Below are 15154 nucleotides of genomic sequence, written 5' to 3'. Positions count from 1 at the left end.
GAGGAATATCACCAAAGTACTGCAAAATTACAGCGGGATTTGTTGATTTTGTCGTGTGCTCCACATCAATGATCACAGATATTTCATTTCGCCATTGTGGCGCCAAAAAATGAAACATATATTCCGCGAAACCTCCTCCACTTTTCACGGGTGCAGCATGAACAGAGTCAGAATAGGAATGATCGGCAGCGGATATATCGGGCGGTGTCACGCTATCGCCTATGCGCAGGCGCCCACGGTGTTTGCCCTGAAAGGTGAGATCGTGCGGGAGATGCTGGCTGAAGTCGATCCGGCACTGGCGGCAAAGCAGGCGGCCACGTTTGGCTTCGCCCGCTCCACCGGCGACTGGCGCGAGCTGGTCAGCGATCCGCAGATCGACGTTGTCGATATCTGCGCGCCCAACTTCCTGCATAAAGAGATGGCGCTGGAGGCGATCCGCCACGGCAAACATGTCTACTCGGAAAAGCCGCTGTCGCTGAGCGTGGCGGATGCAGAGGAGATGGTGCAGGCGGCAGAGCGGGCGGGTGTAAAAACGCTGGTGGGTTTTAATTACATGAAAAATCCGACCAGCCAGCTGGCGCGGGAGATCATCGCGCGCGGCGAGATTGGTGAAGTGGTGCACTTTTACGGCACGCATAATGAAGATTACCTCGCCAGCCCGCAGACGCCGCTGGACTGGCACTGTCAGAAAAAACTGGCAGGGCTGGGCGCACTCGGCGATCTGGCCGCGCACATCGTCAATATGGCGCACTATCTGGTGGGCGACATTGAGGAGGTCAGTGGCGACATGATGACGGTAATCGCGCAGCGCCCCGACCCTAAAAATCCTGCGCGTCTGCTGCCGGTCGAGAATGAGGATCAGGCCAGCGCGCTGCTGCGCTTCAGCAATGGCGCGCACGGCGTGATTGAGACTTCACGTATTGCCTGTGGCAGCAAGATGGGGCTGACCTATGTGGTCACCGGCACCCTGGGTACGCTGCGCTATACCCAGGAGCGTATGGCCGAGCTGGCGCTCTATATCCACGACGAACCAGCCGGACGGCAGGGCTTTAAAACGCTGCTCACCGGACCGGCGCATCCCGACTACGCCAGCTTCTGCGTCTCCGCCGGGCACGGTATCGGGTTTAACGATCAGAAAACCGTGGAGATCCGCGATCTGATCAACGGCATTGCGGCAGGCGATCGCATGTGGCCGGACTTTGCCGAAGGGTTACAGGTACAGAAGGTGCTGGAAGCCATCGCAGTTTCGGCGGCTGAGCGGCGCTGGATGAAGGTGTAACACGGGAGGTTAAGCCGTTTTGCCCGGCAAACCACCGGGTGCGTATCAAAGCGCACCCGGCGATGCGTGCGGCGTCAGGCCAGCAGCGCGCACTGGGGCGGCAGGCGACAGCTGAGCGCGCCTGGCAGCACGTCGATAGTAAACTCGCTGCCGCTCAGCGGCTCACCGTCCAGATTAAACGTCATCTCATGCGGCGAACGAATAGTCAGCGAGTCGAGCTGAGCCGACACAATATTGGGGTTCTCATCATCGCGCGTCAGCGAATGCAGCAGCGTTGGCAGCAGCTCCTGCGCGGTAACAATGCTGAGGTTAAGCTGACCATCGTTGATCAGCGCATCGGGGCAGAGGCGCTGCCCGCCACCCGCCTGACGACCGTTACCGATACCGATAACCAGCGCATCACCCTGCCAGCTGAAGCCAGGCCCGCTGATTTCACAGCTGTCAGGTTTGAGCGCATCCACGCGCATCAGGCCGTGAATAAAGTAGGAGACGCCACCCAGCGCGGATTTCAGTTTCTCCGGCGTTTCGGTGGTAATACGCGTACCAAAGCCGCCGGTCGCCATATTGATAAAGTAGCGGTCGCCATTCACCCGCGCCAGATCGATAGCGGTGGCTTTACCCACCACGGCAAGGCGCAGCGCCGGCTCCATCTCCGCCGGAATGCCCACGCTGGTGGCAAAATCGTTAGCGGTGCCGAGCGGCAGAATGCCGAGTACCGGACGTGAGGCCTCGGGTATAGCGGCCAGCGCGGTGGCAATCTCATTAATGGTGCCGTCGCCGCCGCCTGCAATAACGGTTTCCGCCTGCAGAGCAACCGCTTCCTGTACATAGCGATCGCCATCACCTTTTTCCCAGGTGACGCGCACGGCCAGATTAAAGCCCTCTTCGCGCAGCGTATTAACGGCCGCGCGCAGATCTTCATTGCCGGCGCCTTTTCCATTCAGGATCAGCAGCGTGAGCGGTGTAGTGTGCATCTTCAGTTCCTTGAAACGTGAGACAGGGATGTGGTTATAGCATAGCTGCGGCGGGAACTTTATCGGCAGGCGCTGAAAAAAGAAAACCCGCGCGGGGGAGCCGGGCGGGTAAATGAGGTGGTTCCTGGTCGTGCACGCTGGATATTGTTACTCATTAGCAGCAGGCGGGATTCTAAAGCGCGGCGCTGTGACCGTCTGTGATCCTGTTCTAACTTCGCCGCCTTTTTTTCATTTTGTGCGATTTTTGCCGTGCGGATCGCTGGTAGTATTGCCTTCAGTGAGGTTGCGCAGCAGCAGCGCAAAGCGGAGATCCACCTCTGCCGGCACCGGGATCCAGACCCGATGACCGTCGCCAGGAGCGACGGTGACCGCCTCGCCGCGATCGTTTTCCATCGCCTCCAGCGTGCAGGTCAGGTTGCCCTGCGGCGTCATGATCTCTGCCATATCGCCCTGCAGGAATTTGTTTTTCACCGCAATCTGCGCCCGGTCGCCGCGCCGCTCGCCGGTAAATTCGCCCACAAACTGCTGACGTTCAGAAACGGAAAAGCCCTGCTCATAGTTCTGGTAGCTGTCGTAGGTGTGACGCCGCAGGAAACCCTCGGTATAGCCACGATGCGCCAGACCTTCCAGCGTGGCGAGCAGTGAGGTATCAAAAGGTTTACCCGCTGCGGCGTCGTCAATCGCGCGGCGATAGACCTGTGCGGTGCGCGCGCAGTAGTAGAACGATTTGGTACGCCCTTCAATTTTCAGCGAATGAATGCCCATTGCGCTCAGCCGTTCCACATGCGCCACCGCACGCAAATCTTTTGAGTTCATGATGTAGGTACCGTGCTCATCTTCAAACGCGCTCATCACCTCGCCCGGTTTCATCTTCTCTTCCAGCAGAAACAACCGGTCGGTTGGCGCGTTGTGGCCGGGCACGGGAGCCTGCTGCTCTGCCGGTTCATGGATACCGGTAATATTGCCGACCTCATCCTGCTGGCCTTCTGAGACCTTATACGACCAGCGGCAGGCGTTGGTACAGGTGCCCTGGTTTGGATCGCGCTTGTTGAGATAGCCGGAGAGCAGGCAGCGACCGGAGTAGGCCATGCAGAGCGCGCCGTGGACAAAAATCTCCAGCTCCATCTCCGGCACCTGCGTGCGGATCTCCGCAATCTCCTCCAGCGACAGCTCGCGCGACAGAATGACGCGCGTCAGCCCCATCTGCTGCCAGAATTTCACCGTGGCCCAGTTGACGGCGTTGGCCTGCACGGAAAGGTGGATCGGCATCGCCGGAAACGCCTCGCGCACCAGCATAATCAGTCCCGGATCGGACATGATCAGCGCGTCGGGCTGCATCGCCACCACCGGTGTAAGATCGCGAATAAAGGTTTTCAGTTTGGCGTTATGCGGCGCGATATTGACCACCACATAGAATTTTTTACCCAGTGCGTGCGCTTCGGCGATCCCCTGCGCCAGATTGTCATGCGTAAATTCATTATTGCGGACGCGCAGACTATAGCGCGGCTGGCCGGCATAAACGGCGTCAGCGCCGTAGGCAAAGGCGTAGCGCATATTTTTCAGCGTTCCCGCCGGGGAGAGCAGTTCAGGTTTAAACATGGAAGACTCACTGATGTCAGGTCAGCTGACCATCGCGGATGGCCACAGCAGAAGCCGCGGCGTGCGGCTCTGCAAAAGAGGCGGAAATTGTAGGCAGGGTGCGGAGTGAAGTAAATTGATCGGGATCAATAACAGGCTATGCCAGTCGGCACATATCCGCTTCCCAGCGATAGCCGATGCCATATACCGCACGAATAAACGGCTGATCGGCATCCAGCGCCTCAAGCTTGCGGCGCAGATTCTTGATATGGCTGTCTATGGTACGGTCAGTTACCACGCGGTAATCATCATAAAGCTGATTGAGCAGCTGCTCGCGGGAAAAGACTTTGCCTGGCTCCAGAGACAATGTTTTCAGCAGGCGGAACTCCGCCGGCGTCAGCTCCAGCGGCGCAGTACGCCAGCTGGCCTGAAAGCGGCCCTCATCAATCAGCAGCAGCGACGCCTGCTGCGTCTCTTCCGGCGATTTACGCGCGCGGCGCAGAATGGTTTTCACCCGCGCCACCACTTCGCGCGGGCTGAATGGCTTACAGATATAGTCATCCGCGCCGGTTTCCAGCCCCAGCAGGCGATCAATCTCTTCGGTACGGGCGGTGACCATAATAATCGGCAGATCGGAGTGGCGGCGTATCTCGCGGCACAGCGTCATGCCGTCGCAGCCTGGCAGCATCAGATCGAGCAGCATCAGCGCTGGCGTAGTGTGCTGCAGCCAGGCCTGTACCTCGCCGCCATTGGCAATATGGTGCGTGCGGTAGTTTGACGCCTGCAGATAATCGATCATCAGCTGCGCCAGTTTGGGTTCATCTTCAACAACAAGAATTAGTGGATCGCTATTTTCCGGGCTCATACGGGCTTTCTACTGGGGAACATAGGGCAAGTTTAGCCTGATTTGCACGCCACCTAAATCAGAGTGCTCCGCAGAAATCGTGCCGCCGTGCGCCTCGACGATATTTTTACAGATAGCCAGTCCCAGGCCGGACCCTCCGCTGGCGCGATTGCGGGAGTTTTCCGCACGGAAAAAGCGCTCAAACAGCTGCGCCCGCTGCGTCGCCGCTACGCCGGGCGCGCTGTCATCAATACAGAGCAGCCACTGATTCTCCTGCTGCCGCATGGTGATGCGGACCTCGCCGCCGGGATGGGTATAGCGCAGGCTGTTTTCCAGCAGATTCGTAAACAGCTGCATCAGGCGGTCAGGATCGCCAAAGCTGCTGGCTTCAGCAGGCAGCTGCAGCTGCAGCGTCAGCTGGTGTGTGCGATAGCGTCCGGCAAAGCTGCCGGCGATCACCTCCAGCAGGTTAACCAGATCCAGCGGCTGTTTACGATAGGCGAGGGCGCCTGCATCGGAGAGCGAAAGCTGATGCAGGTCATCCACCAGCTTGGTCAGTACCACCACTTCACTCTGCAGCGAACTTATCGCCTCGGGCGTGACCTGCCGGACGCCATCCTGAATCGCTTCCAGCTCACCACGCAGGATCGCCAGCGGCGTGCGCAGCTCATGGGAGATATCCGCCATGAACGCGCGGCGATTACTCTCATTTTTCTCCAGCGACTGCGCCAGCTGATTAAAGTCGCGCGCCAGCTGACCGATTTCATCACCGCTATCCACCTCAACCCGGGTAGCAAATTTTCCCGCAGCCAGCTGATGGGTGCCCTCTACCAGCCGTTTAACCGGCGCCAGCAGGCCGCGTGCCAGCAGCCAGGTGACCAGCGCCGCCAGCAGAGTGGAGAGTGTGACGATCATCCAGTTGGTCTGGCGCTGCTGCCGGTCAAAATTGATGTCGGTGCTGCGCGTCAGGTTTTCCGCCGGAGAGGCAATTACCCAGCCGACAATTTTACCGCTGCTGGTGGTGATGTTACGCCGCGGCCCTTTTGGCGGAATCGGGGCGCGCGGGCCTGACAGCACCTTATATTGCTGATCGATGATCCAGAACTGCGTGCGCCAGCCGTGCGGCGGCAGCGGATTGTGGCTGCCTGGGTTCTGCTCCAGCGAGCGCAGAATGGTGAAGATCAGCCGATCGTTCTGGCGCAGAAAATCCCAGCTGCCGTGCTGCTCATACTGATCTGCCAGCGCATCACTCAGCAGTGTCAGCCGCTGTTCGTTGCCTTTTTTGATGTAGTCAACAAAGCCATGCTCAAAGCTGAGCCGTACTCCCCAGTGCATAGTAATGATGACCAGCATGCAGGTACCAAAAATCGCCATAAAGAGTTTGGCGCCAATGCCGGGCCGGAAACGCGCCATCACTTTTTACTCCTGGTTCTGAGATCAACATTTTTACTGAGTGCTTCCGGTACCCGCCAGAACACCAGCGCCGGCAGGACGATGACGACCACCATGCAGAGCCAGGTCCAGGCAAACGTCTGCTGCGCCATGTCGCTGCCCGCGGCAGCTTGCTGGCCAAAAGCGCCGAGCAGCAGACCCGCCAGCGTGACGCCGATACTCATCGACAATTGCATAATCATCGACAGTAAGCTGTTGCCGCCAGAGGCGAGATCGTCCGGCAGATCTTTCAGCGTCAGGGTATTCATAGCGGAAAAACGCAGGGCATTGACCATGCCGAGCAGCAGTAATACCAGCGGCAGGAGCCAGATCCAGCCAGCCAGCGCGACCACGGCAAACAGCGCCACCACCAGCGCCAGCGCGAGCGTGCTTCCCACCAGTACGCGGCGATAGCCAAACAGGTTAACAATGCGCACCACCACCCGCTTGATGCCCATATTTCCCAGCACCATCGGGATCATCATTAACCCGGCGTGAAACGGCGTAAAACCCAGACCTACCTGCAGAAATACCGGCGTCATAAACGGCAGCATGCCGCTGCCGATGCGCCCGGTAAAGCTGCCCAGCAGACCAATCGAATAGAGGCGGTTATCAAACAGTCGCAGGCTGAACAGCGCGTTGTCATTGTGGCGGCCGTGCATCAGATAAAACAGCAGCGACAGCACGCCCGCCAGAATCAGGAAGCCGGGCAGCAGCGCGCCATTGCCGCCGCCATCCAGCGCCAGCGTCAGCGCCGCCATGCCGGCCGCCAGCAGCAGAAAACCGGCAAAATCAAACCGGCGCGTCTGCATGGTGTAGTTCGGCATCAGCATCAGCGTGGCGACAGCGCCAATAATGCCGACCGGAATATTGATAAGGAAAATCCAGTGCCAGCTGGCGTACTCAACCAGCACGCCGCCGAGGGCCGGACCGAGCAGCGGGCCAATCTGGCCCGGCAGGGTAACAAAGGTCATGGCGGACATATATTGCTCACGCGGCACAATTTTCATGACCGTTAAGCGGCCCACCGGCACCATCATTGCGCCACCGATACCCTGAACCACGCGCGCCACTACCAGCTGGTTAAGCGTGGCAGCCAGCGCGCAGAACAGCGATCCGACGCTGAACAGCACAATCGCGCTGAAAAAGATGTTACGCACGCCAAAACGGTCAGCCAGCCAGCCGCTCAGCGGCAGCATCACCGCAACCGTCAGAACGTAAGAGACGATAACGGAATGCATATGCAGCGGGCTGACGCCGAGATCGCGCGCCATAGAAGGCAGCGCGGTGTTGACAATGGTGGTATCCAGCGTTTGCATAAAAAAGCCAAACGCCACAATCCACAGCTGCCAGCGTACCGTAGTGGCAGGTTTGTTCATCTTCTCTCCTCCAGCATAAGGCGCGTTTGTTTACCCCGGGGTGCATTAATGCAGCAATCGTCCCCACAGGGGCGCCATTAATGGCGCCCTGGGCTCATGCGCGTTGTTTGCCCAGGGGCGCATAAATGCGCCCCCTACGGAAACCGGAAGGCACGTCCCCCTGTAGGGGCGCCATTGATGGCGCCCGGGTTTCGTGTGCGTTGTTTTCCCGGGGCGCATTAATGCGCCCCCTACGAAATTCGGGTGGTTGCTGGCTCTGTGACGGCTTTGCGGCGGCGTAATTTATCCATCAGCAGATAGACCACCGGCGTGGTGTAGAGCGTCAGCAGCTGGCTTACCACCAGGCCGCCGGCGATGGTGATGCCCAGCGGCTGCCGCAGTTCAGCACCGTCGCCGCTGGTCAGCACCAGTGGCAGGGCGCCAAACAGCGCGGCCAGCGTGGTCATCAGAATCGGGCGAAAACGCAGCTGACACGCCTGGAAAATCGCCTCGCGCGGGCTCAGCTGCTGCTGTCGTTCCGCCTCCAGCGCAAAGTCGACCATCATGATGGCGTTCTTTTTCACAATCCCTATCAGCAGCAAAATGCCAATCAGCGCAATCAGGCTGAACGGCGTATCAAACAGTTTAAGCGCCAGCAGCGCGCCGGTTCCGGCCGACGGCAGCGTCGACAGAATCGTGAGCGGATGCACATAGCTCTCATACAGAATGCCCAGCACGATATAGACCGCTGCGATGGCTGCCAGCATCAGCCAGAGCTGGCTGGACTGCGACTGCTGAAACACCTGCGCGGTACCGGCAAAGCTGCCGCGCACGCTGGAGGGCACCCCCAGCACCGTCATGGCGCGATCGATCGCCGCGGAGGCCTGCGACAGAGAGACGCCTTCCGGCAAATTAAACGAAATGGTTGTCGCTGCAGAAAGCCCCTCATGGTTGACGGAGAGCGGTGCGTTAGCGGGCTGCCAGTGGGCAAAACCGCTCAGCGGAATCGCTTTGCCGTCGCTGCTGACCACAAACATCTGGTCGAGCGCGCTGATATCCTGGGTATAGCGCGGATCCACCTCCATCACCACTTTGTACTGATTCAGCGGCTGATAAATGGTTGAGATCTGACGCTGGCCAAAGGCGTTGTTCAGCAGATCGTTGGCGGCTGAAACGTCTATGCCGAGGCGCGCCATGCTTTCACGATCGTATGTAATAGCCATTTCGCTGCCTTTATCCTGCTGGTCGGAGTTAACGTCAGTGAGCTGCGGCAGGGCAGAGAAGGCCTTACGGATTTTGGGTTCCCACTCACGCAGATCGGCAAGGTTATCCGACAGCAGGCTGTACTGATAGCTGGCGTTCGACTCCCGTCCGCCGACGCGAATATCCTGTACGGCGTTGAGATAGAGGCTGGCCCCCGGCTCCTTAGCCAGTTTGGTGCGCAGGCGGGCGATCACCTGCTGGGCGCTTTCGCTGCGCTCAGAGAGAGGCTTCAGCGCCACAAACATCAGGCCGCTGTTGGTGCCGAGGCCGCCGGTAAAGCCGGTGACATTATCCACCGCCGGATCCATTTTGATGATATTCATAAAATCTTCCAGCTTGCCGCGCATCGCCTGAAACGAGATGCTCTGATCGGCAGACAGAAAACCGCTCAGGCGACCGGTATCCTGTTCCGGCATAAAGGTTTTGGGTATCGTAATAAACAGCCAGACGGTCATCGCTATCGTGCCGCCCAGCAGCAGCAGTACCCAGATGGCGTGGCGTAACACCCAGCGCAGCGAGCGGGCATAGCCATCCTGCGTCCGCTGCAGCAGCCGGCTGAACAGCCCGGGCGCGGCAGGCTGTGCCGGTTGCGGCTTCAGCAGATACGCGCACATCATCGGCGTCAGCGTGACGGAGATAAACAGCGAGATCAGGATCGCCACTGACAGCGTAATGGCAAATTCCGAAAAGAAGCGTCCGATAATGCCGCCAATCATCAGCAGCGGCAGAAACACCGCAATCAGCGACAGGCTCATCGACAGCACGGTAAAGCCCACTTCGCGGACGCCGGTCAGCGCCGCCTGCAGCGGCTTCATGCCAGCCTCAACGTGGCGGGCAATATTCTCCAGCACCACAATCGCATCATCCACCACAAACCCGGTGGCGATGGTTAGCGCCATCAGCGACAGGTTGTTAAGACTGAAGCCGCACAGATACATGGCAGCAAAGGTGCCAATCAGTGAGACCGGCACCGCCGCAGCAGGAATGAGCGTGGCCCGGCCGTCGCGCAGGAACAGAAACACCACCAGAATCACCAGCACCACGGCAATCACCAGCGACTGCTCGACTTCATGCAGCGAAGCGCGGATAGTCGGTGAGCGATCCTGGGCAATTTGCAGATCGATCGCCGCCGGAATGAAATCGTGCAGCACCGGCAGCTCAGCGCGAATGCGATCCACAGTATCGATAATATTGGCGTCCGGCGACTTACGGATCACCAGCAGCACCGCCGGCTTGCCGTTGGTCATCCCGGCGTTACGCACATCCTGCACCGAATCCTGCACGCTGGCGACATCGCTCAGGCGAACCGCCGCACCGTTGTTATAGTGCACCACCAGCGGCTGATAGGCGCTGGCGCTCTGCAGTTCATCATTGGTACGCAGCTGCCAGCGCTGCTGGCGATCGTCGATTGCGCCCTGCGGTCGCCGCTGGTTAGCGTTGCTGATGGCGCTGCGTACCGCATCCAGCGACACGCCCTGATTAAACAGCGCCTGCGGATTGAGATCGACGCGCACGGCGGGCAGCGAACTGCCGCCTACCGTGACGTCGCCGACGCCCTCAATCTGCGACAGTTTTTGCGCCAGCTGCGTCGAAGCGTAATCATAGAGCTGACCCGGATTATAGTCGTCCGAGGTCACCGTCAGGATCATAATCGGCGCATCCGAGGGGTTCGCTTTTCGATAAGAAGGCCGGCTCGGCATGCCCGACGGCAGCAGGCTCTGCGCCGCATTAATCGCGGCCTGCACATCGCGCGCGGCACCGTTAATATCGCGGTCAAAATCAAACACCAGAATGATGCGCGTGCTGCCCAGTGAGTTCGTCGAGGTCATTTCACTGACGCCGGCAATGCGCCCCAGCGAGCGCTCCAGCGGCGTGGCCACCGAGGCGGCCATGGTTTCCGGTGAGGCACCCGGCAGCGAGGCTGAAATCATAATCACCGGAAAGTCGAGCTGCGGTAGCGGGGCGACCGGCAGCAGACGAAAACCAAGCATCCCCGCCAGCGCAATCGCCAGCGTCAGCAGGATGGTGGCGACCGGGCGGTGAATGAAGAGGGCAAAAAACTTCACGACTGCGCCTCCGGACGACCGAAGCGCCTGCGGGTAGCGTGCGCCAGGCGATCAAACAGCAGATAGATGACCGGCGTGGTAAACAGCGTCAGGATCTGGCTGAGGATCAGGCCGCCCACCATGGCGATGCCGAGCGGATGGCGCAGCTCAGCGCCGACGCCGGTGCTGAGCATCAGCGGCAGCGCGCCCAGCAGCGCCGCCAGCGTGGTCATCAGGATCGGGCGAAAGCGCAGCAGGCAGGCCTGATAGATAGCGTCACGCGGCGCCATGCCCTGTTCACGCTCCGCCGCCAGCGCAAAGTCAATCATCATAATGGCGTTTTTCTTTACAATACCGATCAGCAGAATGATGCCGATAATGGCGATGATATCGAGTTCGTTACCGCTCAGCATCAGCGCCAGCAGCGCGCCGACGCCCGCGGTGGGCAGGGTAGAGAGAATGGTAATCGGATGAATAAAACTCTCATACAGCACGCCAAGAACGATATACATTGCGACCACGGCCGCCACAATCAGCCAGACGGTGCTGCTCAGCGCGGCTTCAAACGCCAGCGTACTGCCCTGGAACTGCGTGACGATATCCGCCGGCATACCCAGCGCCCCTTCTGCGGCGGTAATGGCCTGCAGCGCTTCCTCAAGTGAATAGCCATCGGCCACGTCAAAAGAGAAGGTTGCGGACGGGAACTGATCGAGATGATTAATACTGAGAGCGGTATGCCGCTCCTCTGTGCTGGCGATAGCGCTGAGCGGTACGCTGCCGCCGTCGCTGCTTTTAAGCCGGATCCCCTCCAGGCTCGCCAGTCCCGGCGTCTGCGCATTATGCTGCTCCAGCACCACGCGATACTGGTTTGCCTGCGTGTAAATCGTTGAGATCAGCCGCTGACCAAACGCGTTATACAGCGCATTATCGACGTCAGCCATGGTGATCCCGAGCCGGCTGGCGCTGTCGCGGTCGACGCGCACATACGCTTCCAGCCCCTGATCCTGCCAGTCGCTGCTGACGTTGCGCAGCTGCGGTGCCTTTTCCAGCTGGCCGATCAGCGCCGGGACCCAGCTGCTCAGGGCGTCAAGCGAGCCAGACTGCAGCGTAAACTGATAGGGGGTACGGCTGCTCTGCGTCTCAATGGTGAGATCCTGCACCGGCTGCAGCCAGAGCGAGACGCCCGGGATCTGCGCCACCGCCTGCTGCAGCCGCGCCTGCACCACCGGAATGCGGTCGTCGCGCTCATCCAGCGGCTTGAGGTTGATCTGCAGCCGGGCGCTGTTAAGCGCAGGATTGGTGCCATCCACCCCGACAAAAGAGGTCAGACTTTCAACCGCCGGATCCTTCATCACCACGGAGGCGACATCGCGCGTGCGCTGCGCCATGCTGGCGTAAGAGACCGACTGCGGCGCCTGCAGGGTGCCCTGAATAATGCCGTTATCCTGCTGCGGAAAGAAGCCTTTCGGGATCATCACCCACAGCAGCACCGTCATCAGCAGCGTGCCGAGCGCCACGCTGAGCGTCAGCCACGGATGCTGCAGCACGCGCGTCAGTCCACGCCCGTAACCGGCAATGACCCGCTCAAACAGCGCCTCGCTGGCGCGTGAGAAGCGGTTCTGCCGGCGCAGTGACTCTGCGCTCAGCATGCGTGCGCACATCATCGGCGTCAGCGTCAGCGACACCACGGCTGAGATCAGAATGGCGATAGCCAGCGTGACGGCGAACTCACGAAACAGCCGGCCAATCACATCGCCCATAAACAGCAGCGGGATCAGCACCGCAATCAGCGAAAAGGTGAGCGAGATAATGGTAAAACCGATCTCTCCCGCCCCTTTCAGCGCGGCGGTGAGCGGCTTCTCGCCTTTCTCGATATAGCGTGAAATATTCTCGATCACCACAATGGCGTCATCCACCACAAAGCCGGTGGCGATAGTCAGCGCCATCAGCGTGAGGTTGTTGATCGAGAAGCCCATAAAATAGATGGCCGCAAACGTACCAATCAGCGAAAGCGGTACCGCCACGGCAGGAATGATCGTAGCCGGTACGTTGCGCAGAAACAGGTAGATGATCATGACCACGAGCGCCATGGCCAGCATCAGCTCATGCTGCGTATCAGATACCGAGGCGCGAATATTGGTCGTGCGATCGGTCAGCAGTTTCATGTCGACCGATTTGGGCAGCGTGGCGGTAAGCGATGGCAGCAGCGCCCGGATATTATCAGCGGTGTTGATAATATTGGCGCCGGGCTGACGCTGGACGTTCAGCACAATCGCCTGCTGGCGGTTAGCCCAGGCGCCCAGCCAGCTGTTCTCTGCGCCCGATTCGATGGTCGCAACGTCGCCCAGTCGCACCGGCGCGCCGTTGCTGTAGCTGATAATCAGGCGGCGGTAATCCTCAGCCGATGTCATCTGATCGTTTGCTGACAGCGTGATAGATCGCGCCGGACCATCAAGGCTGCCTTTCGCTGAGTTGACGTTGGCGTTGCTGATAGCCGTGCGCACATCTTCGCTGGTCAGTCCTAACGCTGCCAGCGCCTGCGCATTCATTTTGACCCGCACCGCCGGACGCTGTCCGCCGGAAAGGGTAACCAGGCCTACGCCGGAGACCTGCGCAATCTTCTGCGCCACGCGCGTTTCCACCATATCCTGCACCTGCGTCAGCGGCAGGCTGGTCGTGGTGACCGCCAGCGTCATGATAGGCGGATCGGCCGGGTTGACTTTGCTGTAGGCGGGCGGATTAGGCAGATCGCCAGGCAGCAGGTTAGTGGCGGAGTTTATCGCCGCCTGAACCTCCTGCTCCGCCACATCCAGCGCCAGCGACAGCTGAAACTGCAGCGTGATCACCGAGGCGCCGCCGGAACTTTGCGATGCCATCTGTTTCAGCCCGGACATCTGGCCAAACTGGCGTTCCAGCGGTGCGGTAATCGACGAGGTGACCACATCCGGACTGGCTCCGGGATAGAGCGTGACAACCTGAATAGTGGGGTAGTCCACTTCCGGCAGGGCGGAGACCGGCAGAAAGCGGTAGCCAAGCAGGCCCGCCAGCAGAATCGCAATCATCAGCAGCGTGGTGGCGACCGGGCGTAAAATGAACTGACGTGACGGACCGCCGCCAGCGTCAGGAGGCAGCACCTGCATTATTGACGCTCTCCCCGGGCTGGCTGCGCGGCACGCGTGGTCTCTGTTGCCGTACTCTGTGGCGCCACGACGTCAACCGTTGCGCCGTCAGTGAGGCGATCGATGCCGTCGGTGATGACCCGCTCGCCCGCCTCCAGTCCGGCACTGATCACCACTTTCTGGCTATCCTGCAGTCCGGCGGTGACGCGTTTCTTGCTGACCTTGTTTTCGCTGTTAACTACCCAGACAAAGTGGCCCTCATTGCTCATCTGCAGCGCGGCGGCCGGAATAGTCACGGCGTTCTGCAGCGTATCTGCTTTCAGACGTGCGTTAACAAACTGGTTGGGAAACAGGGTGTCATCTTCATTGCTGAAGCGTGCTTTCAGCTTAATGGTGCCGGTAGTGGTATCGATCTGGTTGTCCAGGCTCAGCAGCGTGCCCTGCGTCAGCAGCGTGGTGTTGCTGCGATCCCAGGCCTCCACCACCAGCGGCTGACCGCTTTTCTGCGCTTTCAGGATCTGGCTGATATAGCTCTCAGCCACGCTGAATACCACATCAATCGGATGCGTCTGGGTGATCACGACCAGGCCATCGGTGTCGCCGGTGGTAATGTAGTTGCCGATGTCGACCTTGCGTAACCCGATACGTCCGGCAATCGGCGCGGTGATGCGGCTGTAGGTCAGATTCAGCTGCGCGCTCGCGACGTTGCCCTCATCCGCTTTAATGGTGCCCAGCGTTTCGCTCACCAGCGCGCGCTGGGTGTCGAGATCCTGCTGCGATACCAGGGACGTTTTCGACAGCTTCTCATAGCGGCTGAGATCGCGGCGGGCATTCGCCAGCGTGGCCTGATCCCGGGCCAGCTGGCCCTGCGCCTGCGTGAGAGCAACCTGATACGGGCGCGGATCGATCTCAGCCAGCAGCGTGCCGGCAGCCACCTGCTCGCCTTCCGTAAAGTGCAGCGCCATCAGCTGCCCCTCAACACGGCTGCGCACCGTAACCGTATTTGCAGCGGTGACGGTGCCGAGGCCGTTCAGATAGTAGGGCACGCTTTGCAGTTCAGCCGTTGCCGCCTGTACCGGCGCGGCTGGCCGGTTTGCTCCACCGCGCTTCTCTTTAGCCTGCGCCGGCTGTGCTGGCGTGGCGCGCGAGTGCCAGGCGTAATAACCGCCAGCCGCTACCGCCAGCGCGATAAGAATTAACAGACCTGTTTTGGTTCGACTCTTCATTACTCTGCGTGCTCTCCAGCCATGTCGCTTTCCTGAT

At 59.9% G+C, this 15154-nt stretch carries 9 protein-coding genes; 1 reads left to right on the top strand and 8 read right to left on the bottom strand.

Features of this window, described 5'->3' with window-relative positions:
* Positions 1-157: 157 nt before the first annotated feature.
* Positions 158-1279, top strand: a complete 1122-nt coding sequence (locus F3J39_RS06950; protein WP_166714004.1) for a Gfo/Idh/MocA family oxidoreductase — start codon at positions 158-160, stop codon at positions 1277-1279.
* Between the two features lie 74 nt (positions 1280-1353).
* Here F3J39_RS06950 and yegS read toward each other — a convergent pair whose 3' ends face one another.
* The 8 genes from yegS to F3J39_RS06910 form a co-directional block, all read right to left on the bottom strand.
* Positions 1354-2253, bottom strand: a complete 900-nt coding sequence (yegS, locus tag F3J39_RS06945; RefSeq protein WP_104085201.1) for a lipid kinase YegS — start codon at positions 2251-2253, stop codon at positions 1354-1356.
* A 228-nt stretch (positions 2254-2481) separates the two neighbouring features.
* Positions 2482-3852: a tRNA 5-hydroxyuridine modification protein YegQ gene (yegQ, locus tag F3J39_RS06940; RefSeq protein WP_166714003.1), complete on the bottom strand. Its 1371-nt coding sequence runs from the start codon at positions 3850-3852 to the stop codon at positions 2482-2484.
* Between the two features lie 136 nt (positions 3853-3988).
* The gene (gene baeR, locus F3J39_RS06935; protein ID WP_039385412.1) at positions 3989-4696 is read right to left on the bottom strand and encodes a two-component system response regulator BaeR; all 708 of its coding nucleotides are present in this window, start codon (positions 4694-4696) and stop codon (positions 3989-3991) included.
* Positions 4697-4705: 9 nt separating this feature from the next.
* A complete protein-coding gene (baeS, locus tag F3J39_RS06930) occupies positions 4706-6088 on the bottom strand; it encodes a two-component system sensor histidine kinase BaeS (RefSeq protein WP_104085200.1) in 1383 nt (460 codons plus the stop codon).
* Complete coding sequence (gene mdtD / locus F3J39_RS06925) at positions 6088-7485, bottom strand: multidrug transporter subunit MdtD (protein ID WP_166714002.1); 1398 nt, start codon at positions 7483-7485, stop codon at positions 6088-6090. Before mdtD ends, baeS begins: the two co-directional genes overlap by 1 nt.
* Positions 7486-7715: 230 nt before the next feature.
* Positions 7716-10793 (bottom strand): multidrug efflux RND transporter permease subunit MdtC, encoded by a 3078-nt coding sequence (gene mdtC / locus F3J39_RS06920; protein ID WP_166714001.1) that lies wholly within the window; start codon positions 10791-10793, stop codon positions 7716-7718.
* On the bottom strand, positions 10790-13912 hold the full coding sequence (locus tag F3J39_RS06915) for an MdtB/MuxB family multidrug efflux RND transporter permease subunit (protein ID WP_166714000.1): 3123 nt from the start codon (positions 13910-13912) through the stop codon (positions 10790-10792). Before F3J39_RS06915 ends, mdtC begins: the two co-directional genes overlap by 4 nt.
* The gene (locus tag F3J39_RS06910) at positions 13912-15117 is read right to left on the bottom strand and encodes an MdtA/MuxA family multidrug efflux RND transporter periplasmic adaptor subunit (protein ID WP_094111744.1); all 1206 of its coding nucleotides are present in this window, start codon (positions 15115-15117) and stop codon (positions 13912-13914) included. The genes F3J39_RS06915 and F3J39_RS06910 overlap by 1 nt, the downstream gene beginning before the upstream one ends.
* Positions 15118-15154 lie beyond the last annotated feature (37 nt).

It is taken from the genome of Pantoea sp. Acro-807, assembly GCF_011752675.1.
Classification (GTDB): Bacteria; Pseudomonadota; Gammaproteobacteria; order Enterobacterales; family Enterobacteriaceae; genus Pantoea; species Pantoea eucrina.
The sequence above is the reverse complement of the archived record's forward strand: the minus strand, read 5'-3'. Positions and strand labels throughout refer to the sequence as shown.